17 protein-coding genes and 1 pseudogene are annotated in these 21,785 nt (G+C 53.6%); 14 read left to right on the forward strand and 4 right to left on the reverse strand.

Translation table 11 applies throughout. From position 1 onward, the window contains the following. Positions 1-33: 33 nt before the first annotated feature. A complete protein-coding gene (gene pspA, locus FFS28_RS02820; protein ID WP_102890762.1) occupies positions 34-702 on the reverse strand; it encodes a phage shock protein PspA in 669 nt (222 codons plus the stop codon). A 166-nt stretch (positions 703-868) separates the two neighbouring features. Between pspA and pspF the strand changes: the two genes are divergently transcribed. The 7 genes from pspF (at position 869) to FFS28_RS02855 (ending at position 8,308) form a co-directional block, all read left to right on the forward strand. Continuing rightward, a complete protein-coding gene (gene pspF / locus FFS28_RS02825; protein ID WP_088208380.1) occupies positions 869-1,846 on the forward strand; it encodes a phage shock protein operon transcriptional activator in 978 nt (325 codons plus the stop codon). Between the two features lie 88 nt (positions 1,847-1,934). Beyond that, on the forward strand, positions 1,935-3,575 hold the full coding sequence (gene sapA, locus FFS28_RS02830; protein ID WP_137848705.1) for an ABC transporter substrate-binding protein SapA: 1,641 nt from the start codon (positions 1,935-1,937) through the stop codon (positions 3,573-3,575). Continuing rightward, on the forward strand, positions 3,572-4,537 hold the full coding sequence (gene sapB / locus FFS28_RS02835) for a putrescine export ABC transporter permease SapB (protein WP_058608683.1): 966 nt from the start codon (positions 3,572-3,574) through the stop codon (positions 4,535-4,537). Before sapA ends, sapB begins: the two co-directional genes overlap by 4 nt. Continuing rightward, positions 4,524-5,414, forward strand: a complete 891-nt coding sequence (sapC, locus tag FFS28_RS02840; RefSeq protein ID WP_058608682.1) for a putrescine export ABC transporter permease SapC — start codon at positions 4,524-4,526, stop codon at positions 5,412-5,414. The genes sapB and sapC overlap by 14 nt, the downstream gene beginning before the upstream one ends. Further along, complete coding sequence (sapD, locus tag FFS28_RS02845) at positions 5,414-6,406, forward strand: peptide ABC transporter ATP-binding protein SapD (RefSeq protein WP_137848706.1); 993 nt, start codon at positions 5,414-5,416, stop codon at positions 6,404-6,406. The genes sapC and sapD overlap by 1 nt, the downstream gene beginning before the upstream one ends. Position 6,407: 1 nt before the next feature. Next, a complete protein-coding gene (gene sapF, locus FFS28_RS02850; protein WP_006175637.1) occupies positions 6,408-7,214 on the forward strand; it encodes a peptide ABC transporter ATP-binding protein SapF in 807 nt (268 codons plus the stop codon). Between the two features lie 179 nt (positions 7,215-7,393). Further along, positions 7,394-8,308: an ATP-grasp fold amidoligase family protein gene (locus FFS28_RS02855; RefSeq protein WP_137848707.1), complete on the forward strand. Its 915-nt coding sequence runs from the start codon at positions 7,394-7,396 to the stop codon at positions 8,306-8,308. A gap of 14 nt (positions 8,309-8,322) precedes the next feature. Here the strand turns inward: FFS28_RS02855 and FFS28_RS02860 are convergent, their stop codons facing one another. Further along, positions 8,323-9,387 carry an ATP-binding protein gene (locus tag FFS28_RS02860; RefSeq protein WP_137848708.1) on the reverse strand — a complete coding sequence of 355 codons (1,065 nt, stop codon included), beginning with the start codon at positions 9,385-9,387 and terminating at the stop codon, positions 8,323-8,325. Next, complete coding sequence (locus FFS28_RS02865) at positions 9,384-10,088, reverse strand: response regulator (protein WP_137848709.1); 705 nt, start codon at positions 10,086-10,088, stop codon at positions 9,384-9,386. Before FFS28_RS02865 ends, FFS28_RS02860 begins: the two co-directional genes overlap by 4 nt. 266 nt (positions 10,089-10,354) lie before the next feature. Between FFS28_RS02865 and crrC the strand changes: the two genes are divergently transcribed. From crrC to pdeR, 7 genes and pseudogenes are all read left to right on the forward strand, one after another. Then, complete coding sequence (gene crrC / locus FFS28_RS02870) at positions 10,355-10,747, forward strand: colistin resistant protein CrrC (RefSeq protein ID WP_137848710.1); 393 nt, start codon at positions 10,355-10,357, stop codon at positions 10,745-10,747. A gap of 229 nt (positions 10,748-10,976) precedes the next feature. Next, positions 10,977-11,096, forward strand: a pseudogene (locus tag FFS28_RS21915) (ABC transporter six-transmembrane domain-containing protein); the annotation flags it as partial. Positions 11,097-11,100: 4 nt separating this feature from the next. Further along, positions 11,101-14,196, forward strand: a complete 3,096-nt coding sequence (locus FFS28_RS02880) for a multidrug efflux RND transporter permease subunit (RefSeq protein ID WP_137848712.1) — start codon at positions 11,101-11,103, stop codon at positions 14,194-14,196. Positions 14,197-14,464: 268 nt separating this feature from the next. Further along, positions 14,465-15,253 carry an enoyl-ACP reductase FabI gene (fabI, locus tag FFS28_RS02885; RefSeq protein ID WP_137848713.1) on the forward strand — a complete coding sequence of 263 codons (789 nt, stop codon included), beginning with the start codon at positions 14,465-14,467 and terminating at the stop codon, positions 15,251-15,253. A gap of 153 nt (positions 15,254-15,406) precedes the next feature. Continuing rightward, the gene (locus FFS28_RS02890) at positions 15,407-16,393 is read left to right on the forward strand and encodes a CMD domain-containing protein (RefSeq protein WP_137848714.1); all 987 of its coding nucleotides are present in this window, start codon (positions 15,407-15,409) and stop codon (positions 16,391-16,393) included. 88 nt (positions 16,394-16,481) lie between these two features. Further along, a complete protein-coding gene (locus tag FFS28_RS02895) occupies positions 16,482-18,416 on the forward strand; it encodes an exoribonuclease II (RefSeq protein WP_137848715.1) in 1,935 nt (644 codons plus the stop codon). 324 nt (positions 18,417-18,740) lie between these two features. Next, on the forward strand, positions 18,741-20,732 hold the full coding sequence (gene pdeR, locus FFS28_RS02900) for a cyclic di-GMP phosphodiesterase (RefSeq protein ID WP_137848716.1): 1,992 nt from the start codon (positions 18,741-18,743) through the stop codon (positions 20,730-20,732). Here pdeR and FFS28_RS02905 read toward each other — a convergent pair. Next, positions 20,729-21,598: a crotonase/enoyl-CoA hydratase family protein gene (locus tag FFS28_RS02905; protein WP_042319921.1), complete on the reverse strand. Its 870-nt coding sequence runs from the start codon at positions 21,596-21,598 to the stop codon at positions 20,729-20,731. The two genes, pdeR and FFS28_RS02905, sit on opposite strands and share 4 nt — an antisense overlap. Between the last annotated feature and the right edge of the window lie 187 nt (positions 21,599-21,785).

Below are 21,785 nucleotides of genomic sequence, written 5' to 3' on the forward strand. Positions count from 1 at the left end.
TGCGTGGCGGCACGCTCGGGTGCCGCACAATTATTATTGGTTATCTTGCTTCATTTTGGCTTTCAGCGCGGCAAGCTGCTCGCTGATTTCATCATCCGCTTTCAGGTCAGCGAACTGCTGATCCAGCGTTTTCTGCTTGCCGATGCTGTGGCTTTCCGCTTCCGCTTCCATGTGGTCGATACGACGTTCAAAGGATTCGAAACGCGCCATGGCCTCATCCAGCTTACCGCTGTCCAGCTGACGGCGAACGTCGCGGGAAGAACTTGCCGCCTGATGGCGCAGTGCCAGCGCCTGCTGACGGGCACGGGTTTCGCTGAGTTTGTTCTCAAGCTCACCGATCTCTTTTTTCATGCGGGTGAGCGTGTCATCCACCAGCGTCACTTCATGCTCCAGCGTCGCCACCATATCGGTCAGCTTCTGCTTTTCGATCAGCGCGGCGCGGGCCAGATCGTCTTTCTCTTTGCGAAGCGCCAGCTCGGCTTTGTCCTGCCATTCATTCATCTGAGCGGTGGCCTGCTCGATACGACGCGTAAGCTGTTTTTTCTCAGCCAGCGCGCGAGCAGAGGTGGAACGCACTTCAACCAGCGTGTCTTCCATCTCCTGAATCATCAGACGCACCAGCTTTTGCGGGTCTTCCGCTTTCTCCAGCAGAGAGTTGATGTTAGCGTTCACGATGTCGGCAAAACGAGAAAAAATACCCATAATTCAATCCTCATAGTTCTGTTATCGGGCGATGCCCTGCTGTTTAGCTAATACAATCCTCGTGCCAACTTTTTATCTTATTGATTTTTATACAAGAGGTTGATTTTTGCGCCGGTGCGCCCTACTCTCATCTGGTGAATATCGCTAATGAGTGGTTAATTTCATCATGACGGAATACAAAGATAATCTTCTTGGCGAAGCGAACAGCTTTCTTGAAGTGCTGGAGCAGGTGTCCCGGCTCGCGCCGCTCAATAAACCCGTGCTTATTATCGGCGAGCGCGGAACAGGTAAAGAGCTGATTGCCAACCGCCTGCATTTTTTGTCCGGTCGCTGGGATGGCCCATTCATTTCGCTTAACTGCGCCGCGCTGAACGAAAACCTGCTGGATACCGAACTCTTCGGTCATGAGGCGGGCGCTTTTACCGGCGCGCAAAAACGTCACCCCGGCCGCTTTGAGCGCGCCGACGGCGGCACGCTTTTCCTGGACGAGCTGGCAACCGCGCCGATGCTGGTACAGGAAAAGCTGCTACGCGTGATTGAATACGGCGAGCTTGAGCGCGTCGGGGGAAGCCAGCCTCTGCAGGTGAACGTCCGCCTGGTCTGCGCCACGAACGCCAACCTGCCAAAGATGGTAGAGGAAGATAAATTCCGCGCCGACCTGCTCGACAGGCTGGCCTTTGATGTCGTTCAGCTTCCCCCGCTGCGGGAGCGCCAGAGCGATATCATGCTGCTGGCGGATCAGTTTGCCATTCAGATGTGTCGGGAACTGGGTTTACCGCTCTTCCCCGGCTTTAGCGAACAGGCTACCGAAACGCTGCTCGGCTATCACTGGCCAGGGAACATCCGTGAACTCAAAAACGTCGTTGAACGTTCGGTTTATCGCCACGCCAGCGCCGACAGCGAACTGGATAACATCATTCTCGATCCGTTCCAGCGCGAGACGAAGCCGGTTGCGTCACCTGCTCCGCGATCAGATGCGCCGACTCTGCCCCTCGATTTACGTCAGTTTCAGCACCAACAGGAACAACAGCTTCTGGAACAGAGCCTGAAGCAGGCGAAATATAATCAAAAACGGGCGGCTGAACTGCTGGGTCTGACCTACCATCAATTAAGGGCATTGCTCAAAAAGCATCAAATGCGCTGACATTATCAGCACTTACCCGGAGACATTTTTACGAAGCAGGTGTAAGTGCGGTACACTTTGCAGATCGAACCTAAAAACCTCAAAAATTATGCGTCTGGTTTTAACGTCCCTGTTTGCACTCGGTCTGTTCAGCAATCTGGCTTTTGCTGCACCCGAGCGCGCGCCACTCCCTGATATTCGCGACAGCGGCTTTGTCTACTGCGTAAGCGGGCAAGTTGATACGTTTAACCCGCAAAAAGCGGGCAGCGGGCTGATTGTCGATACGCTTGCCGCGCAGCTGTACGATCGTCTGCTCGACGTTGACCCCTATACCTACCGGCTGGTGCCTGAGCTGGCCGAAAGCTGGGAAGTGCTGGACAACGGTGCAACCTACCGCTTCCGCCTGCGCGACGATGTCGCTTTCCAGCATACGCCGTGGTTTACGCCCACACGTAAGCTGAATGCCGATGATGTCGTCTTCACTTTCCAGCGCATCTTTAACCGTCATCATCCGTGGCATAACGTCAACGGGGGCAATTTCCCCTATTTTGACAGCCTGCAGTTTGCCGATACCGTTAAAAGCGTACGTAAGCTGGATAACCGGACGGTTGAGTTTAAGCTGACGCGCCCGGACGCCTCGTTCCTGTGGCACCTCGCCACCCATTATGCCTCGGTGATGTCAGCAGAATATGCAGACCAGCTGACCAAACGTGACCGTCAGGAACTGCTTGACCGTCAGCCCGTGGGTACCGGACCGTTTCAGATGGCGGAGTACCGTTCAGGCCAGTACATCCGCCTGCAACGCCACGAACACTTCTGGCGTGGTAAGCCGATGATGCCGCAGGTGGTGGTCGATCTGGGGTCTGGCGGCACGGGTCGACTGTCTAAACTGCTGACCGGGGAGTGCGACGTGCTCGCGTGGCCAGCGGCCAGCCAGCTGACGATTTTGCGCGACGATCCGCGTCTGCGTCTGACCCTGCGCCCCGGCATGAATATCGCCTATCTGGCATTTAATACCGATAAGCCGCCGCTGAATAACCCGGCCATCCGTCACGCCCTGGCGCTGGCCATTAATAATCAGCGCCTGATGCAGTCGATCTATTACGGCACGGCAGAAACCGCCGCGTCCATTTTGCCGCGTGCCTCGTGGGCCTACGATGGCGACGCTAAAGTGACCGAATACAACCCGGCAAAAGCACGTGAACAGCTTAAAGCGCTCGGGGCGGAAAACCTGACGCTGCAGTTGTGGGTGCCCACCAGCTCTCAGGCATGGAACCCAAGCCCGCTGAAAACTGCGGAGCTGCTACAGGCCGATATGGCGCAGGTGGGTGTCAAAGTGATCATCGTTCCGGTTGAGGGTCGTTTCCAGGAGGCGCGCCTGATGGACATGAACCATGATTTAACCCTGACAGGCTGGGCGACCGACAGTAACGATCCTGACAGCTTCTTCCGGCCGCTGCTCAGCTGTGCGGCGATCAATTCACAAACCAACTACGCCCACTGGTGTAACCGTGAATTTGATGCGGTGCTGCAAAAAGCGCTCTCCTCACAGCAGCTGGCGTCGCGCATCGATGCGTATGACGAGGCACAAAATATTCTGGCTCGTGAACTGCCCGTGCTGCCGCTCGCCTCTTCCCTGCGTTTGCAGGCCTACCGGTATGATATTAAAGGGCTGGTGCTGAGTCCGTTTGGTAACGCCTCGTTCGCCGGCGTGTCGCGCGAAAAAGAGCAGGAGGTAAAAAAACCATGATTATCTTTACCTTACGTCGGCTCCTTCTGCTGCTGGTCACGCTCTTTCTTCTGACCTTTGTTGGCTTCAGCCTGAGCTATTTTACGCCGCACGCGCCGCTTCAGGGATCATCGCTGTGGGATGCCTGGCTGTTCTGGTTTAACGGCCTGCTGCACTGGGATTTTGGTGTTTCCAGCATCAACGGACAGCTGATTTCCGAACAGTTGAAAGAGGTCTTCCCGGCGACGATGGAGCTGTGCATCCTCGCCTTCGGTTTCGCCCTGATGGTTGGGATCCCGGTGGGGATGCTGGCCGGGATCTACCGCAACAAATGGCAGGACAAATTTATCAGCGCCCTCGCCCTGCTCGGCTTCTCTATCCCGGTCTTTTGGCTCGCGCTGCTGCTCACCCTGTTCTTCTCCCTGACGCTCGGCTGGCTGCCTGTTTCCGGGCGTTTTGACCTGCTCTATACGGTCAAAACGGTGAGCGGTTTTGCGATCGTCGATGCCTGGCTTTCTGATTCGATCTGGCGTCATGAGATGATTATGAGTGCCCTGCGTCATATGGTGCTGCCGGTCCTGACGCTGGCCGTTGCGCCAACCACCGAGGTGATCCGCCTGATGCGCATCAGCACCATTGAAGTGTTCGATCAAAACTATGTCAAAGCCGCCGCCACGCGCGGGCTTTCTCGCCTGACGATCCTGCGCCGTCACGTTCTTCACAACGCCCTGCCGCCGGTTATCCCGCGTCTCGGGCTGCAATTCTCAACCATGCTGACGCTGGCGATGATCACCGAGATGGTCTTTAGCTGGCCGGGCCTGGGGCGCTGGATGATTAACGCCATCCGTCAGCAGGACTATGCGGCGATCTCCGCAGGCGTGATGGTGATTGGCTCGCTGGTGATTATTGTTAACGTTCTTTCCGATATTTTGGGTGCCATGGCCAACCCGCTGAAGCATAAGGAATGGTATGCCTTACGATAGCGTATACAGTGAAAAGCGCACGCCCGGTGCGCTACGTACCGTGTGGCGTAAATTCTATGGTGACACCACGGCAATGATCGGCCTGTACGGTTGTGCAGGTCTGGTATTGGTGTGTGTATTAGGCTCGTGGTTTGCGCCTTATGGTATCGATCAGCAGTTCCTTGGCTATCAGCTGCTGCCGCCATCGTGGTCACGGTACGGTGAAGTCTCGTTCTTCCTTGGCACTGACGATCTCGGGCGCGACGTATTAAGCCGCCTGTTAAGCGGCGCGGCCCCAACGGTAGGCGGCGCATTTGTGGTGACCTTTGCGGCGACGATCTGCGGTCTGGCGCTGGGCATTTTTGCCGGTTCCACTCGCGGACTGCGATCCGCGGTGCTGAACCACATTCTTGACACCCTGCTCTCCATTCCGTCGTTACTGCTGGCGATTATCGTCGTGGCTTTTGCCGGCCCGCATCTCACGCATGCCATGTTTGCCGTCTGGCTGGCTATTCTGCCGCGCATGGTGCGTTCGGTTTACAGCCTGGTGCATGACGAGCTGGAGAAAGAGTATGTCGTTGCCGCGCGTCTCGACGGCGCGACGACGCTCAACATTTTGTGGTTCGCCGTGCTGCCTAACATCGCGTCGGGCCTGGTCACAGAGATCACGCGCGCGCTGTCGATGGCGATTCTGGACATCGCAGCGCTGGGCTTTCTCGACCTCGGCGCGCAGTTACCCTCTCCGGAATGGGGAGCGATGCTCGGCGATGCGCTGGAGCTGATTTACGTTGCGCCCTGGACGGTCATGCTGCCGGGGGCGGCCATTATGATAAGCGTTCTGCTCGTCAACCTGCTAGGCGACGGGATCCGCCGGGCGATCATTGCGGGGGTGGAATAATGCCTTTACTTGATATCCGCAACCTCACCATCGAATTCAAGACCAGCGAAGGCTGGGTTAAAGCCGTCGACCGGGTCAGCATCACCCTGAGTGAAGGCGAGATCCGCGGGCTGGTGGGCGAATCGGGGTCCGGCAAGAGCCTGATCGCAAAAGCCATTTGCGGCGTGGCGAAGGACAACTGGCGCGTCACCGCTGACCGTATGCGCTTCGACGATATCGATCTGCAACGCCTCTCCCCTCGCGAGCGACGCAAGCTGGTGGGCCATAACGTTTCGATGATTTTTCAGGAGCCGCAATCCTGTCTCGATCCTTCCGAGCGCGTGGGCAAACAACTGATGCAGAATATCCCTGGCTGGACCTACAAAGGCCGGTGGTGGCAACGGGTTGGCTGGCGCAAGCGCCGCGCCATTGAGCTGCTGCACCGCGTCGGGATAAAAGATCATAAAGATGCAATGCGCAGTTTCCCTTACGAACTGACCGACGGCGAGTGTCAGAAGGTGATGATTGCTATCGCCCTGGCAAATCAGCCGCGTCTGTTGATTGCTGATGAACCGACCAACGCGATGGAGCCAACCACGCAGGCGCAAATTTTCCGTCTGCTGACCCGGCTTAACCAGAACAACAACACCACAATTTTGCTGATCAGCCACGACCTGCAGATGCTCAGCAAGTGGGCGGATAAAATCGACGTGATGTACTGCGGGCAGACGGTAGAAACCGCGTTCAGCGAAGACTTGATCACGACCCCGCACCATCCGTATACCCAGGCGCTGATCCGCGCGATACCGGATTTTGGCAGCGCCATGCCGCACAAAAGCCGCCTTAACACGCTGCCCGGCGCCATCCCTTTACTGGAATCACTGCCGATCGGCTGTCGTCTGGGGCCGCGTTGTCCCTATGCTCAGCGCAAATGCATTGAAACGCCAAGGCTCACCGGCACCAAAAACCACCTTTACGCCTGTCATTTCCCGCTGAACATGGAGAGAGAGTGAAATGGTCGAAACTTTGCTGGAAGTTCGCAACCTGAGTAAGACCTTTCGCTACCGGACAGGGCTGTTCCATCGCCAGACGGTGGAGGCGGTTAAGCCGTTGAGTTTTACGCTGCGTGAAAAACAGACGCTGGCGATCATCGGTGAGAATGGTTCGGGCAAATCGACGCTGGCGAAAATGCTCGCCGGGATGATTGAGCCGACCGGCGGTGAAGTGCTGATTGACGATCACCCCCTGGCGTTTGGCGACTACTCTTTTCGCAGTCAGCGGATCCGCATGATATTCCAGGACCCGTCAACCTCGCTCAACCCGCGCCAGCGGATCTCGCAGATCCTGGATTTCCCGCTGCGCCTGAATACCGATCTGGAACCCGAAGCGCGGCGCAAACGCATTGTTGAAACCTTGCGGCTGGTGGGGCTGCTGCCCGACCACGTAAGCTATTACCCACACATGCTGGCGCCCGGCCAGAAACAGCGTCTCGGGCTTGCGCGCGCTTTAATTCTGCGCCCGAAAGTGATCATCGCCGACGAGGCGCTGGCCTCGCTGGATATGTCGATGCGTTCGCAGTTAATTAACCTGATGCTGGAATTGCAGGAAAAACAGGGTATCTCTTATATCTACGTCACCCAGCATCTCGGGATGATGAAGCATATCAGCGATCAGGTGCTGGTGATGCACCAGGGCGAGGTTGTCGAGCGCGGCAGTACGGCAGACGTTCTGGCCTCCCCGCTGCATGACCTGACAAAACGGCTGATCGCCGGGCATTTTGGAGAAGCACTGACGGCAGATGCGTGGAGAAAAGACCGTTAAGCACGCGGACCCGTATTCCAGGTATTATATTAATTAGTATTGCTCTGCAGGATAAGGATTAAATAGTCGGCTTGGGCTATTTAATCCTTTTAGCCGCGTCTCCATCCCTGCTCCATATATAAGCCAATTTAAATCAACAATTCTTCTCCAGAATAACAGGCCTTTGCTAAGGAGAAGAAATGAACAGCACCGCTTATTTTTTAAAATACATCGAGTATTTAATCAGAAAAAGCCGTTCTTTTTTAATAACAGATCTGCATTATCATACCGTGAGGCTCAGAAAAACATCAGAAAAAAAACCTGACATAAAATCACCTACTACGCTGAGTGAAAAAATATGCTATCGACTGATTTATGACCATAATAACTTCTACACACTGCTTGCCGATAAACTCGCCGTTCGGGAATACGTAGCCGCGAGAACACAACGGGCAAAGACGGTGCCATTAATCGGGGTATACAGCAAATTTTCTCATATTGATTTCTCTAAACTGCCCAATAAATTTGTTCTTAAATGCAATCATGACAGCGGTAGCACAATAATATGTGATAACAAAGAGCGATTTAACTACAGGCAAGCACGAAAGAAACTGAACCTCGCGTTGAAGAAAAATTTGTATTACACAACGCGAGAATGGCAGTATAAAAACATCACCCCCTTTATTCTTTGCGAACCCTATATCGATCTTTTCCATGAAGCGGACAGGAACACCACACCCGAAATGTTACGTATTCACTGCTTTCACGGCGTTGCACACTATGTTGAAGCTGATTTTACGGATGATAGCGGTAGAGATTTTATCAATGTCTACGACCGACACTGGAATTTACAACCTTTCCAGATGGAATATCCGAATACGCCGGTTGAGCCAGGCGAACCAGGAATGTTCCGGCAGGCATTGCTGGCCGCTCAGGAGCTGGCTGATGGCATTGACTACTGCCGCATTGACCTCATGCTAAAAAGAGATGAAATTTACTTTAGTGAAATAACCTTAAGTCCGAAGCGTGGCAAACTGAAAATTACCCCAATGGAATGGGATACGAAATTAGGTGCTATATGGCATTTGCCGCTATTGGCGGGCAGGCGAAACTAACCTCCCGCCTGCACTCAGGAATCGGGCCAGGTCAGTTTAAATATGGAGTGGTTTTGCCTGGATAAGGTATAAGTTACATCGCCACCATGGGCCAGCATGATGGCTTTTACCACCGATAAGCCTAAGCCACATCCTTCAGGATTCAACGCTCTGGCGCCATTATCTCGCTGAAATGGTTGAAATAAAAAGTCGTGGAACTCCTCAGGGATGCCCGGTCCGCCATCCTGAATAAGAATATAATTGCCTTTATCAGACACGCCGTTTTTCACGATGATTGTCCGCGAAGTTGAATAGTGTATTGCGTTGTCAAACAGAACGGTCAGGCACTGGTTGATCCGTATTGGGTCGAACAGACAATGCTGATCCCTCAACGCTACCTGTAAGGTAAATTGATTACGTTTAAACTCGGGCATAAACGTATCAAGCGCGTCCTGTATTGTCCTTTTGAGATCCGTTCTGGATTTAGACAACGTGTAACCCGCCCCGCCATCGGAACTGACAACCCGAAGATCTTCAATCAGGCGGGTTAACCCTTCGGTCTGCCGGAGAAGATTATTAAAAAGTACCGGATCCGGTTTAAAAACGCCGTCTACCAGACCCTGAAGTCGCCCGCGTAAAATCGTGACCGGCGTTCTGAGTTCATGGGCAATGGCAGCATTCCAGGATTTCCGCTGTATATCCAGCGTCTGCAGTTTCTCCGCCATTTCATTGAAATCCGAGACCAGATGATTAACCTCGCCCAGACTTGAACTGGCACAATAAGCCCGGGCGTCCAGTTGGCCCTGCGATATTTTTTTCAGGCTGGACGCGACCGCGTTTAGCGGGGTGAGTATTCGCGCGGAAAGTTTGATCGTTAAAAAAATCGCAAATGCCAGACTGATTATTGTAGCGGTCCCAATCCACACCCAGTCCCACAGGGTCATCTGCTCGTCTTCCCCCGCAGCAGCGCCGCCGGGGAGGTGATCCAGAATAAAGGAGTAAAAAAACCAGGAGCCCAGTATGGAAATGGCAATTATCGTAAACGTCAGCAATAACATATACGTTAAGATCTGACGACTCAGGACAGACTCTCTGTTCATTTTTTCTCCCCAAGCCGGTAACCCATGCCCCTGATGCTCTCAGGAACGCCATAAAGACCTGCGAGCTCAAGTTTTTTACGCAGCTTGCTCATATGGCTATCTACTGTTCTGTCGAGGGTATCGCCTTCCGGCAGACAGGCGTTGAGCAGCTCTTCGCGGGAGCAGACCTTTCGTGGATATCTGACCAGGTAAGTAAGAAGCTTAAATTCCGTCGTCGTTAACACCGGGGAGACCACCTCAGGACCCACGGTGACCTCAACATAGAAATCATCCGGATAGACCGTCATAAAAGGCGTTCTGAGAGGCGCGGCCCCCACCTGCTGAATAGCAGGTTTGGTTCTACGTAGCACCGCTTCAACCCGCGCGACAACTTCGGAAGGGTTAAATGGCTTGATAACGTAATCATCCGCGCCAAGCCTCAGCCCCATGAGTTTATCTACATCCTGATCGAGGGCAGAAACCATAATAACGGGCACGGAGCTTTCCTGACGAAGCGTCGTGAGTACGCTCCAGCCGTCGCATACGGGTAGATGAATATCCAGCAAGATAAGATCCGGTTTGTGAAGGCGATTAAGCGCTATTGCCTGCTCGCCCTGTCTGGCCCTCAACGTTTTCATCCCTGAACGCTCTAAGTAACTCATCAGTATTTCAGCAATTTCGTCTTCATCTTCAACAACAAGGATTAGAGTATTTTTGTTCATTTTATCTCCGCGGGTGAAATCCCTTTGAGCACGCTATCAGATATCGTTAGCATAATAAGACACAGCCTCCGGGAAAAAGTGCCATGGTCATGAAAATTTCCAGCACTAATTTAAATGTCCGGCTACGCCTCCACACAGCGTACATATTCCGTCAATAAAGACTCGACAATTCCTGGTCAGAATAGCTATTCGGGCAAACCCCTTCTTTTCCGGAATGATGCATATTAACCCTGCCGTTTTAAGGCTTTCTGAATCTGGCTGAGATAATGAACCTGGAATTTTCGAAATTTTTTTCTACTAAGAAAATTGGCATATATACTCTGTTTCTGCTGCTGTCGTGGGGATTGCTTTATACCTGGCTGGTGTTGATACATAAAATGGATGAAAAAGTCGCCGCGACGCTACCCTCTTCTCCCATTATCTATGGCTGCATCGCTTTGTCAGTTGTTTCTTTGATGATACAAAATAAAGCAGGCGCATTCATTGAATTACTTGTCATCGCCTTCTGGCTAATGGTGATTTTTATTTATCTCATTTTTACGTTCAATGTGCTATTGAACGCCACACCTGATTTCAACGATCTGGTGTTTTACTACGAGTGCTACTTAATTATCTTTTTTTGCGGTTCACCGTTGTATCTCATTATGAGGATGATTTGAACAACCACGTTGTTGCGCTCCACACTCTCTCCATAAAACTGCCATTTCCGCTAAACAGGCGAGTTGTAGACTCTCTGTCAATCCAAACTGCTCAAAATCCACTCACTAAATAGCCTGATACCAGTTACCTGTAATGATTAACCTTAATAACAAATGTCGTTCCCCAGATACTGCCATTCTCGCGTGTAAGACGCTTAACGCCGCACTGTATGGACTGATGGTTCTCTGTATGTGGATGTTCGCGACAAGTCGCGATGACGCACCGCAGCTTCTTGAGAAATTTTCGCAGCTCAGGGATATCGGTAAAGGTGTATCAACCGATGACGAAATTCACGTAGCTGGACGTTAATTTAATGCCTCATTTTTTTATTGAACGCCCCGTATTCGCCTGGGTAGTGGCGCTTTTTATCGTCCTGACGGGTGTCCTGTCTATACCTCGGTTGCCGGTTGCGCAGTATCCGGCGGTGGCACCGCCGGGGATCATTATTTCAGTCACTTACCCGGGGGCCAGCCCCGATATCATGAATACGTCTGTGGTGTCGCTCATTGAGCGTGAAATATCGGGTGTAGATAATTTGCTCTATTTCGAATCATCCAGCGACACAACCGGTTCTGCATCTATTACCGTGACCTTCAAGCCCGGCACAGACATTAAGCTGGCGCAGATGGATCTTCAGAACCAGATCAAGATTGTTGAGCCACGTTTACCGCAGGCAGTCAGGCAAAATGGTATCAATGTCGAGGCAGCCAATTCCGGATTTTTAATGATGGTGGGGTTGAAATCCACAACCGGGAAATTTGAGGAAGCGGATTTAAGTGATTATTTTTCCCGCAATGTCAGTGACGAGCTGCGCCGTGTTCCGGGTGTAGGAAAAGTTCAGCTGTTTGGTGGCGAAAAAGCGCTGCGCATCTGGCTAGACCCAATGCAACTGCACAGCTACGGGCTTTCGGTGAGCGATGTCCTTACCGCTGTAGGCCAGCAAAATGCCCTTGTTTCGCCGGGTAAAACGGGAGATGAACCGGCATCTGCAGGGCAAGGCGTAACCTATCCCATTACTGTGAAAGGGCAACTCACTTCTGTAGAGGCTTTCAGAAACATTACCCTAAAATCAGATGCGTCTGGCGCAAGGCTGAAACTATCCGACGTTGCGCGGATTGAGTCTGGCCTGCAAAGTTACGCTTTCGGTATCCGCGAAAATGGTGTGCCTGCAACGGCTGCGGCAATCCAGTTGTCGCCAGGCGCCAATGCGATGAGCACGGCGTCAGGCGTACGTGCACGTATCGACGAACTTTCTCAGGTGTTGCCGGAAGGAATGGCGTTTACGGTTCCCTTCGATACCGCACCTTTTGTAAAGCTTTCCATCATAAAGGTAGTGCAAACATTTGTGGAAGCGATGGTCCTTGTCTTCCTCGTTATGTTGCTGTTTTTGCACAAAATACGTTGTACGCTTATCCCCGCGATTGTTGCCCCCGTCGCGCTGCTGGGCACCTTTACGGTGATGCTATTCAGTGGATACTCGATCAATATTCTGACTATGTTTGGCATGGTGCTGGCGATAGGGATTATCGTGGATGACGCCATTGTGGTCGTGGAGAACGTTGAACGGCTAATGGAAGAAAAAAATCTTTCCCCGCGCGACGCTACCCGGGAGGCCATGCATGAAATTACTCCGGCAATTATAGGGATCACGCTGGTACTTACCGCCGTCTTTATACCTATGGGTTTTGCTGAAGGATCCGTCGGAATTATTTATCGGCAATTTTGTATTTCCATGGCGGTGTCCATATTGTTGTCGGCATTTCTTGCCCTCACGCTTACCCCTGCGCTTTGTGCGACGTTACTTAAGCCCCATAGCGCGCAAAAGCACGGCGGAGGCAAGTTCGCGGTAAAATTTAACGCCCGTTTTCATACCCTTACAACGTGGTACGAATCTGGGCTGGGTGCGGTTCTGAGACGAACAGGCCGAATGCTGCTCCTGTATATTGCGCTTTGCGCTGCGTTGTTTTTTGGATTGTCTTCATTGCCCTCATCCTTTCTGCCTGACGAAGATCAGGGCTATTTTATGTCTTCTATCCAACTTCCCTCTGATGCCACGATGCAGCGCACCCTGAAAGTGGTAAAAACGTTTGAACAGGAAATTGCGACCCGACCGGATATTGAAAGCAACATTATGATCCTGGGGTTTGGGTTTTCTGGATCAGGGCCGAATTCAGCCATGGCGTTCACCACGCTGAAGGACTGGAAAGAAAGGCAGGGTTCTACAGCACAGGATGAAGCCGACCATATGCAGGCCAGCATGGAAGACGTCTCAGATGCCGTTACGATGAGCCTGCTCCCGCCTGCCATTTCAGATATGGGCACCTCTTCGGGCTTCACCTGGTATATGCAGGACAGAGCGGGACTTGGCTACGAGGCTTTGAAGAAAGCGGCTGATGCACTGGTGCTAAAAGCGAATCAACGCCCTGAACTGAGTGACGTGTATATCGACGGCCTCCCGGAAGGAACTAACCTTGCGCTTAACATTGACCGGGAAAAAGCGGAAGCACTCGGCGTCTCATTTGATGAAATCAACCAGACGCTCTCCGTCACCATGGGTTCAAACTACGTTAATGACTATACGAACAACGGACGTGTTCAGCAGGTGATTATTCAGGCCGATGCGCCTTATCGAATGCAACCTGAGCAGATCCTGACATTATCGGTTAAAAACCGCCAGGGTCAGATGGTGCAAGTTTCAACATTTGCGACGATTTCCTGGAACGTTGCACCACAACAATTAACGCGTTATCAAGGATATTCTGCTATCCGCATTACCGGCAGTGCAGCTACAGGTGAATCCAGCGGTACCGCAATGAAAGTCATGGAGAATTTGTCCCGGGATTTACCTCAGGGCATGGCTGGAGAATGGGCCGGGAGTTCATTGCAGGAGATAAAATCTCAGTCGCAGCTCCCGGGTCTGATCGTCCTGTCGATACTGGTCGTGTTTATGGTGCTCGCCGCCTTGTATGAGAGCTGGTCAATACCCTTCGCAGTCATGCTGGTGGTTCCATTGGGACTTATCGGAGCAGTCGTGGCTGTGTCCGTTGCCGGCATGACAAATGATGTTTTCTTTAAAGTCGGTCTTATTACCCTGATAGGCCTGTCTGCCAAGAACGCCATATTGATTGTGGAGTTTGCACGGCAGTTGCACCGTCAAGGGCTCCCCCTCCTGGCGGCAACGATACAGGCCGCAAGCCAGCGCCTGCGCCCTATTCTGATGACATCGTTAGCCTTTACGTTGGGGGTGGTTCCCTTAATGCTGGCCAGTGGCGCTAGTAACAGTACACAACACGCCATCGGCACCGGCGTATTTGGCGGCATGATTAGCGGTACGCTTCTCGCGATCTTCTTCGTCCCGGTGTTCTTTATTGTCATCGCGCGTTTCTTAGAAAGCGCGAGGAAAGGTTAAAAAGGGTAACTATCGTGAGGGATCGCGCATCCGCGCTGGTTGGATGAGGTGAAGCTGCTGCCGGGTGATATACTGGACGAATGCTGAAATTTTGAACCCGCGCCTCACCTTCTGGGGCATTCGTCTCTGGAGATCGGCGAGAAATATCGTGACACATGGGGCTGTGAGTGGGCTATAATTTCGAGCTAATTTCGAATGATTTTGAAATACTGCCTGTAACACTATGAATTACAAGGCAAAATAAGCAATGAATATAAGGATTAAAGCTATGGGTTTTCTTTCCGGTAAGCGCATTCTGGTTACTGGCGTAGCCAGCAAACTGTCCATCGCATACGGCATCGCACAGGCTATGCATCGCGAAGGCGCTGAGCTGGCGTTCACCTACCAGAACGACAAGCTGAAAGGCCGCGTTGAAGAGTTTGCCGCGCAGCTGGGTTCCAGCATTGTTCTGGAATGCGACGTTGCACAAGACGAAAGCATTGATGGCATGTTTGCTGAACTTGCAAAAACGTGGGAGAAGTTTGACGGTTTCGTTCACTCCATCGGCTTCGCGCCTGGCGATCAGTTGGACGGCGACTACGTTAACGCGGTAACCCGTGAAGGTTTCAAAATCGCGCACGACATCAGCTCCTACAGCTTCGTGGCGATGGCGAAAGCCTGTCGTACCATGCTGAACCCAAGCTCTGCCCTGCTGACTCTGTCCTACCTGGGCGCAGAGCGCGCTATCCCTAACTACAACGTGATGGGTCTGGCTAAAGCCTCTCTGGAAGCCAACGTGCGCTATATGGCGAACGCGATGGGTCCTGAAGGCGTGCGCGTCAACGGTATCTCCGCTGGCCCAATCCGCACCCTGGCCGCTTCCGGCATCAAAGATTTCCGTAAAATGCTGGCACATTGCGAAGCGGTTACGCCAATTCGTCGTACCGTTACCATTGAAGATGTGGGTAACTCTGCAGCATTCCTGTGCTCTGACCTCTCCGCGGGTATCTCCGGCGAAGTGGTTCACGTTGACGGCGGTTTCAACATCGCGGCAATGAACGAGCTGGAAATTAAATAAGCTGTCACTCTCTTCCCGTCAGGGAAGAGAGTTCTCTCTCCCGCCCTGCCCGTCGTTATTCCGTTCTGCTATTTGTTATCACCTAACAATATTTTTCCCCTCACCCACCTTACGCCAGGATATTGATCGCCCTTTTGAGATCAAGGAACGCCCATGGAACAGCGCCGTTTTTCCGGCAAAGGCCACTGGTATCACGAGACCCAGTCTAATCATTCGCAGTCGGATGTGCTGCCTCTGGTGCCCGAAGCCGCTAACGTCGACGACCGTTTTTTGCTTGACTTAGCGCTCCCTGACGCGATTGCGCTCGCCGCTCAGGGCTGGTTAGCCCCGGCCAGAGCCTTATGTCACCAGCTGTTCCCGCTGGATACGCCGGTCAACCGGTTGCGCACCCTTAGCGCCTATGACCGGTTGAGCACGGCGCTGACGGTCGCGCAAGCCTGTGGCGTGCAGCGCCTCTGTAACCACTACGCCGCCCTGCTCGCACCGCTTCCCGGCCCGGACTCTTCCCGCGAAAGTAACCGACGCCTCGCCCAAATCACCCAGTACGCCCGCCAGCTTGCCAGTTCTCCCGACGTGATCGGCGATAAGGCCCTGCTGCAGCTCGATGAAGTGGGCCTGACGGTGCATGACATCGTGTTAATCAACCAGATAATCGGCTTTATCGGTTTTCAGGCGCGCACCGTGGCGGTGTTTCAGGCGGCGCTTGGCCATCCCGTGCGGTGGCTGCCCGGGCATCATATATCGCCCCATACGGTGCCCGCGCACATCCAGGTATGGGTCTCCCTGTTACCCGCTGTCGAGTTGCGTTATGCCAGCCCCGAACAACGCCGCTCACTTGCGCGCTGGCAGGCGGAAACGGCGCTCGGACCGCTGGTTACGGTGCTTTGCCACGAGCCTGCACTGCTCGACAGGTTGGGCGATATCCTGATCATGCTTCCTGACCAGGCCGAGCCGGATTTCCCGGCGCTCACCACGGCGGTGGCGCTGCTAAACAGCTCGCCGGATCGCTTTAGCGCCGCGCATTTAACCGCGCTGGGAGCGAGCGGGTTGCCTCATAGCGTAACGCTGAACCTGCTGATACGCAGCGCGTTTTATGGCTGGCTCGACCGCCTTCGCATCGCGCTCGGTCAGGAGGAATAACCTTACTCATTACCCAAAGACCGCTTGCTGTAGCAGTGAGATTCGCGTAAAACTGTCAGCCGCTCAATGGCTACGAAAATAGAACATTATGTTTCAGGACAACCCGCTGCTAGCGCAGCTTAAACAGCAACTGCATTCCCAGACGCCGCGTGCAGAAGGGATCGTAAAAGCCACGGAAAAGGGCTTTGGCTTCCTTGAAGTTGACGGTCAGAAAAGCTACTTTATTCCGCCTCCGCAGATGAAGAAAGTGATGCATGGCGACCGCATTTCAGCCGTCATTCATACTGAAAAGGAACGGGAATCCGCCGAGCCGGAAGCACTCATCGAACCGTTCCTGACGCGTTTCGTTGGCAAGGTACACAAGAAAGACGATCGTCTCTCCATCGTGCCGGATCACCCTCTGCTCAAAGATGCCATCCCGTGCCGTGCCGAGCGTGGCGTTGAGCATGATTTTAAAGAAGGTGACTGGGCCGTAGCTGAAATGCGCCGTCATCCTCTGAAAGGCGATCGCGGTTTTTACGCGGAGCTGACCCAATTCATCACCTACGGCGACGATCATTTCGTGCCGTGGTGGGTGACGCTGGCGCGCCATAATCTTGAAAAAGAAGCACCAGACGGCGTGGCGACCGACATGCAGGATGAAGGTCTGACGCGTCGCGATCTGACGGCCCTGGATTTTGTCACCATCGACAGCGCTAGCACCGAAGATATGGACGATGCCCTGTTTGCGGAAGAAGCGGCAGACGGCAAACTGCATCTGACCGTCGCCATTGCCGACCCGACCGCGTGGATTGTCGAAGGCAGCAAGCTGGACGAAATGGCGAAAGTGCGCTCATTCACCAACTACCTGCCGGGCTTTAATATCCCTATGCTGCCGCGCGAGCTCTCAGACGACCTCTGTTCGCTGCGTCCGCATGAAGTCCGCCCGGTGCTTGCCTGCCGCATGACGATTGCTGCGGACGGTACCATTGAAGACGATATTGAATTCTTCTCCGCGACCATCGAATCGAAAGCCAAACTCGCCTACGACAATGTCTCCGACTGGCTGGACAACACCGGCAGCTGGACGCCAGACAGCGAGGCCATCGCCACGCAAATCCGCCTGCTGCACCGCGTCTGCCTGAACCGCAGCGAATGGCGTAAAACCCATGCGCTGGTGTTCAAAGACCGTCCGGATTATCGCTTTGTACTCGGCGAGAAAGGCGAAGTGCTGGATATCGTGGCAGAGCCGCGCCGTATTGCGAACCGCATCGTTGAAGAGGCGATGATTTCGGCCAACATCTGTGCCGCCCGCATCCTGCGCGATAAATTAGGCTTTGGCATTTATAACGTGCATACCGGCTTTGATCCGGCGAATACCGACGCGCTGGCGGCGCTGCTGAAAACGCATGACGTGCATGTCGATCCTGAAGAAGTGCTGACCCTGCCGGGGTTCTGCAAACTGCGCCGCGAACTCGATGCGCAACCGTCTGGCTTCCTGGACAGCCGCATTCGCCGCTTCCAGTCGTTTGCTGAAATCAGCACCGAACCGGGTCCGCACTTCGGGCTGGGCCTTGAGGCCTACGCGACCTGGACCTCCCCAATCCGTAAGTACGGCGATATGGTGAACCACCGTCTGCTGAAGGCCATCATCAAAGGGGAATCCATCGCGCGTCCTCAGGATGAAACCACGCTGCAGATGGCCGAGCGCCGCCGCCTGAATCGTATGGCAGAACGCGACGTTGGTGACTGGCTGTATGCCCGTTTCCTGAACGACAAAGCTGGCACCGATACCCGCTTCCCGGCGGAGATCATTGATATCAGCCGCGGTGGTATGCGCGTGCGTCTGGTGGATAACGGAGCCGTCGCCTTCATTCCTGCGCCGTTCCTGCATGCAGTGCGTGATGAACTGGTTTGCAGCCAGGAAAATGGCACCGTGCAGATTAAAGGGGAAACGGTTTACAAAGTCACGGATGTGATCGATGTAAACATCGCGGAAGTCCGTATGGAAACCCGCAGCGTTATCGCGCGCCCTGTCGCTTGATAAGCCGTTAAAATGTCGGCCGTTTCCTTTTCGGGAAGGCCGGCATTTTTTTCGCCCGTCGCACGTCGCAAAATCATCTTTTTTTCTGACTATTTTCCCTGCCCATCCGCCAAAACCCGCAAGAATTATCTACAGTAAAAGAGCACCGACATATTCGGTTACGTGAATTTTTATACGTTATGCACTCTTTTTGCTCAAACCCGTTTTAATATCAGAAAAGTGGAAAAAACAACCACTTCACCTCGGTTTTAACGCTGTTCAACGACGGAATAGTCGACTGCATATGAATAGTTTTTGCGCTAACGTGCAGCTGCGGGAGAAAACATGATGGACGATCTGGAGCAAAACTTGCTGTTTCGTTACATGGGCACGCACAGCCCCTGGTGGAGGCTAACGGCTGACAGCAATGCGCTGCATCTGGCGGCCAGCGAAAGCGCCGATATAACGCAGGTGGTTGCGCTGGATGATGAGCAGGCAGAACTGATCCGCCAGTTGACCGTTATTACCTCCAGTATATCAATGACGCTCTCGCTGTACGGCGTGGACGTTCCGGTTCACCTTGTGGGCCGTAAAATCAATAAACATGAGTGGGCCGGCACGGCGTCTGCCTGGAACGACACCCCTTCGGTCGCGCGCGATCTCGCGCAGGGTCTCTCTTTTGCTGAGCAGGTTGTCTCGGAGGCCAACTCCGTCATTGTTATTCTCGATCAGCACGGCAATATTCAGCGCTTCAACCGGTTGAGCGAAGAGTACACCGGCCTGAAAGAACAAGAAGTGATTGGCCAGAACGTCTTCAAGCTGTTTATGAGCCGTAGCGAAGCGGCGGCGTCAAAGCGCAATATTTCAGGGTTCTTTCGTAACGGCAGCTCCTATGAAGTGGAGCGCTGGATTAAAACCCGCAAGGGGCAACGGCTGTTTCTCTTCAGGAACAAATTCGTTCACAGCGGCAGCGGGAAAAATGAAATTTTCCTTATCTGTTCCGGCACGGATATTACCGAGGAGCGCCGCGCCCAGGAGCGTCTGCGCGTGCTGGCGAATACCGACACCATCACCGGTTTACCGAACCGCAATGCCATTCATGAACTCATCTCCGATGCCATCAACGCGCGCGGCGATACGCAGGTTGGCATCGTGTACCTCGATCTTGATAACTTCAAAAAGGTAAACGATGCCTATGGCCACATGTTTGGCGATCAGCTGTTACAGGCCGTCGCCCTGGCGATTTTAAGTTGTCTGGATGAAGGCCAAACCCTGGCCCGACTCGGCGGTGATGAATTTATCGTTATGGCCTCTGACACCTCGCAAAGTTCGCTGGAGGCGATGGCATCGCGCATTTTAACGCGCTTACGCCAACCGTTCCGCATCGGCTTAATCGAAGTCTATACCGGCTGTTCTTTAGGGATCGCCCTCGCCCCGCAGCACGGCACCGACCGGGAAAGCGTCATTCGCAACGCCGATACCGCAATGTACACCGCTAAAGAGAGCGGCCGCGGCAAGTTCTGCGTCTTCTCGCCGGAGATGAACCAACGCGTGTTTGAATATCTGTGGCTGGATACCAACCTGCGTAAAGCGCTGGATAATGACCAGTTGCTGATCCATTACCAGCCGAAAATGACCTGGCGCGGCGAAGTCAGAAGCCTGGAAGCGCTGGTACGCTGGCAGTCTCCCGAGCGCGGGCTGATCCCCCCGATGGAGTTTATCTCTTACGCCGAAGAGTCTGGTTTGATTGTGCCGCTTGGCCGCTGGGTGATGCTGGATGTGGTCCGTCAGGTCGCGAAATGGCGCGATAAAGGCATCAACCTGCGCGTAGCGGTCAACGTCTCTGCCCGCCAGCTGGCCGACCAGACGATCTTTAGCGATTTAAAACAGGCGCTGAGCGACCTTAACTTTGAATACTGTCCCATCGACGTTGAGTTGACCGAAAGCTGTTTGATTGAAAATGAAGAGCTGGCGCTCTCCGTCATTCAGCAGTTTAGCCAGCTCGGCGCGCAGATCCATCTGGATGACTTTGGTACCGGGTACTCTTCCCTCTCGCAGCTTGCGCGCTTCCCAATCGATGCCATCAAGCTGGACCAGTCTTTTGTGCGGGATATTCATAAGCAGTCGATCTCCCAGTCGCTGGTCAGAGCGATTGTGGCCGTCGCGCAGGCGTTAAATTTGCAGGTCATCGCGGAAGGGGTGGAAAGTGCGAAAGAAGACGCCTTTCTCACGAAGAATGGCGTCAACGAGCGGCAGGGTTTTCTCTTTGCGAAGCCTATGCCCGCAGCCGCATTCGAGCGATGGCTAAAACGTTATCAGGCGCGACACATGCGTTAGCTGGCTTTACGCAGCCCCGCCGCCTGGTGGCGGTTTTGCAGCATCACCAGACGCTCCATGTAGGCGATATCTTTCGGCTCAAGGCAAAATGCCGCGTCGACCCAGTCCTCTGTGATATCCATTAGCTCGCTTCGTGGAAGCTGTAAAACGCGGGTGCGGGCACGAAGCATAGCCCGTACGCCATTCAGCTTCGGCTGGAGCGTGTCGATGAAGGTGCGAACGGAGACGTAGCTCTGGCCAGGTTCGAACAGCAGATCGACTAACCCCTGCTGCTCATACCATTCCGCCGTGTGAGACTCGCCCTTATAAATCAGCTCCTCCGCCAGCTTCATGCCTGCACGACGCGCCACGAGGGAGTACCCCCCCATGCCCGGGAACAGGTTAAACGCAATCTCGGGGAAGCCTAAGCGCGCATCGCGTTGGGCCAGAACGAAATGGTGCGCGAGCGCGGCTTCAAATCCACCGCCCAGTGCGCTCCCTTCTACCATCGCCAGCGATATTGCGCCCGTATCAAACCCCCGTGAGGCGGCGTGAACGCAATCCACGCAGGCGCGGGCGTAGGCACGCAATGCTTCCCGACGCCCGTTTTGCAGGCATTCCACGAAGAACTGTAGATCGCCCCCTGCGTTGTACATATCAGGCACGAGGGAACCGGTCACCCAAAAGTCGACCACAAACCCCGACTGGCGAACCAGCCAGGAGAGATTCATGATCTCTTCTATCAGCGCATGGTTAAAACAGGGGCGTGGCTGCGCCCGCAACATCATCCATACCGTGCGACGCTCCTGCTCATAATAGCCTGCCAGTTGCGTGAAACGTTCAGTATCGGTAAACAGTGTACAGGTAGCCTGGTTGATAACTGTCATAGTCTGAATCCTCATAGAATAAAGCGCCTTGCGCGCAGTTTTAGACTAATCCACGCATTCAACCCCCTGTATGTGGGCACAGAAATTTATCACTTTCATTTATGTAATTTGGTTAGTGCATTTTTTCCCTTCTCTTTTGAGCCTATTTTCTGCATCATTGAAAATATTAACTTTTCGCTTCCGGGGT

The sequence above is a fragment of the Enterobacter sp. 2VL genome, assembly GCF_005503595.1.
GTDB lineage: Bacteria > Pseudomonadota > Gammaproteobacteria > Enterobacterales > Enterobacteriaceae > Enterobacter > Enterobacter cancerogenus.

Bases quoted from the DNA above. Each gene is read 5' to 3' on its own strand.
- FFS28_RS02855 (WP_137848707.1), top strand. From the start codon at position 7,394: ATGAACAGCACCGCTTATTTTTTAAAATACATCGAGTATTTAATCAGA.
- sapF (WP_006175637.1), top strand. From the start codon at position 6,408: ATGGTCGAAACTTTGCTGGAAGTTCGCAACCTGAGTAAGACCTTTCGC.
- FFS28_RS02880 (WP_137848712.1), top strand. From the start codon at position 11,101: ATGCCTCATTTTTTTATTGAACGCCCCGTATTCGCCTGGGTAGTGGCG.
- crrC (WP_137848710.1), top strand. From the start codon at position 10,355: ATGAACCTGGAATTTTCGAAATTTTTTTCTACTAAGAAAATTGGCATA.
- FFS28_RS02860 (WP_137848708.1), bottom strand. From the start codon at position 9,387: ATGAACAGAGAGTCTGTCCTGAGTCGTCAGATCTTAACGTATATGTTA.
- FFS28_RS02905 (WP_042319921.1), bottom strand. From the start codon at position 21,598: ATGACAGTTATCAACCAGGCTACCTGTACACTGTTTACCGATACTGAA.
- sapC (WP_058608682.1), top strand. From the start codon at position 4,524: ATGCCTTACGATAGCGTATACAGTGAAAAGCGCACGCCCGGTGCGCTA.
- FFS28_RS02890 (WP_137848714.1), top strand. From the start codon at position 15,407: ATGGAACAGCGCCGTTTTTCCGGCAAAGGCCACTGGTATCACGAGACC.
- fabI (WP_137848713.1), top strand. From the start codon at position 14,465: ATGGGTTTTCTTTCCGGTAAGCGCATTCTGGTTACTGGCGTAGCCAGC.
- sapD (WP_137848706.1), top strand. From the start codon at position 5,414: ATGCCTTTACTTGATATCCGCAACCTCACCATCGAATTCAAGACCAGC.
- sapA (WP_137848705.1), top strand. From the start codon at position 1,935: ATGCGTCTGGTTTTAACGTCCCTGTTTGCACTCGGTCTGTTCAGCAAT.
- pspF (WP_088208380.1), top strand. From the start codon at position 869: ATGACGGAATACAAAGATAATCTTCTTGGCGAAGCGAACAGCTTTCTT.
- FFS28_RS02895 (WP_137848715.1), top strand. From the start codon at position 16,482: ATGTTTCAGGACAACCCGCTGCTAGCGCAGCTTAAACAGCAACTGCAT.
- sapB (WP_058608683.1), top strand. From the start codon at position 3,572: ATGATTATCTTTACCTTACGTCGGCTCCTTCTGCTGCTGGTCACGCTC.
- FFS28_RS02865 (WP_137848709.1), bottom strand. From the start codon at position 10,088: ATGAACAAAAATACTCTAATCCTTGTTGTTGAAGATGAAGACGAAATT.
- pspA (WP_102890762.1), bottom strand. From the start codon at position 702: ATGGGTATTTTTTCTCGTTTTGCCGACATCGTGAACGCTAACATCAAC.
- pdeR (WP_137848716.1), top strand. From the start codon at position 18,741: ATGATGGACGATCTGGAGCAAAACTTGCTGTTTCGTTACATGGGCACG.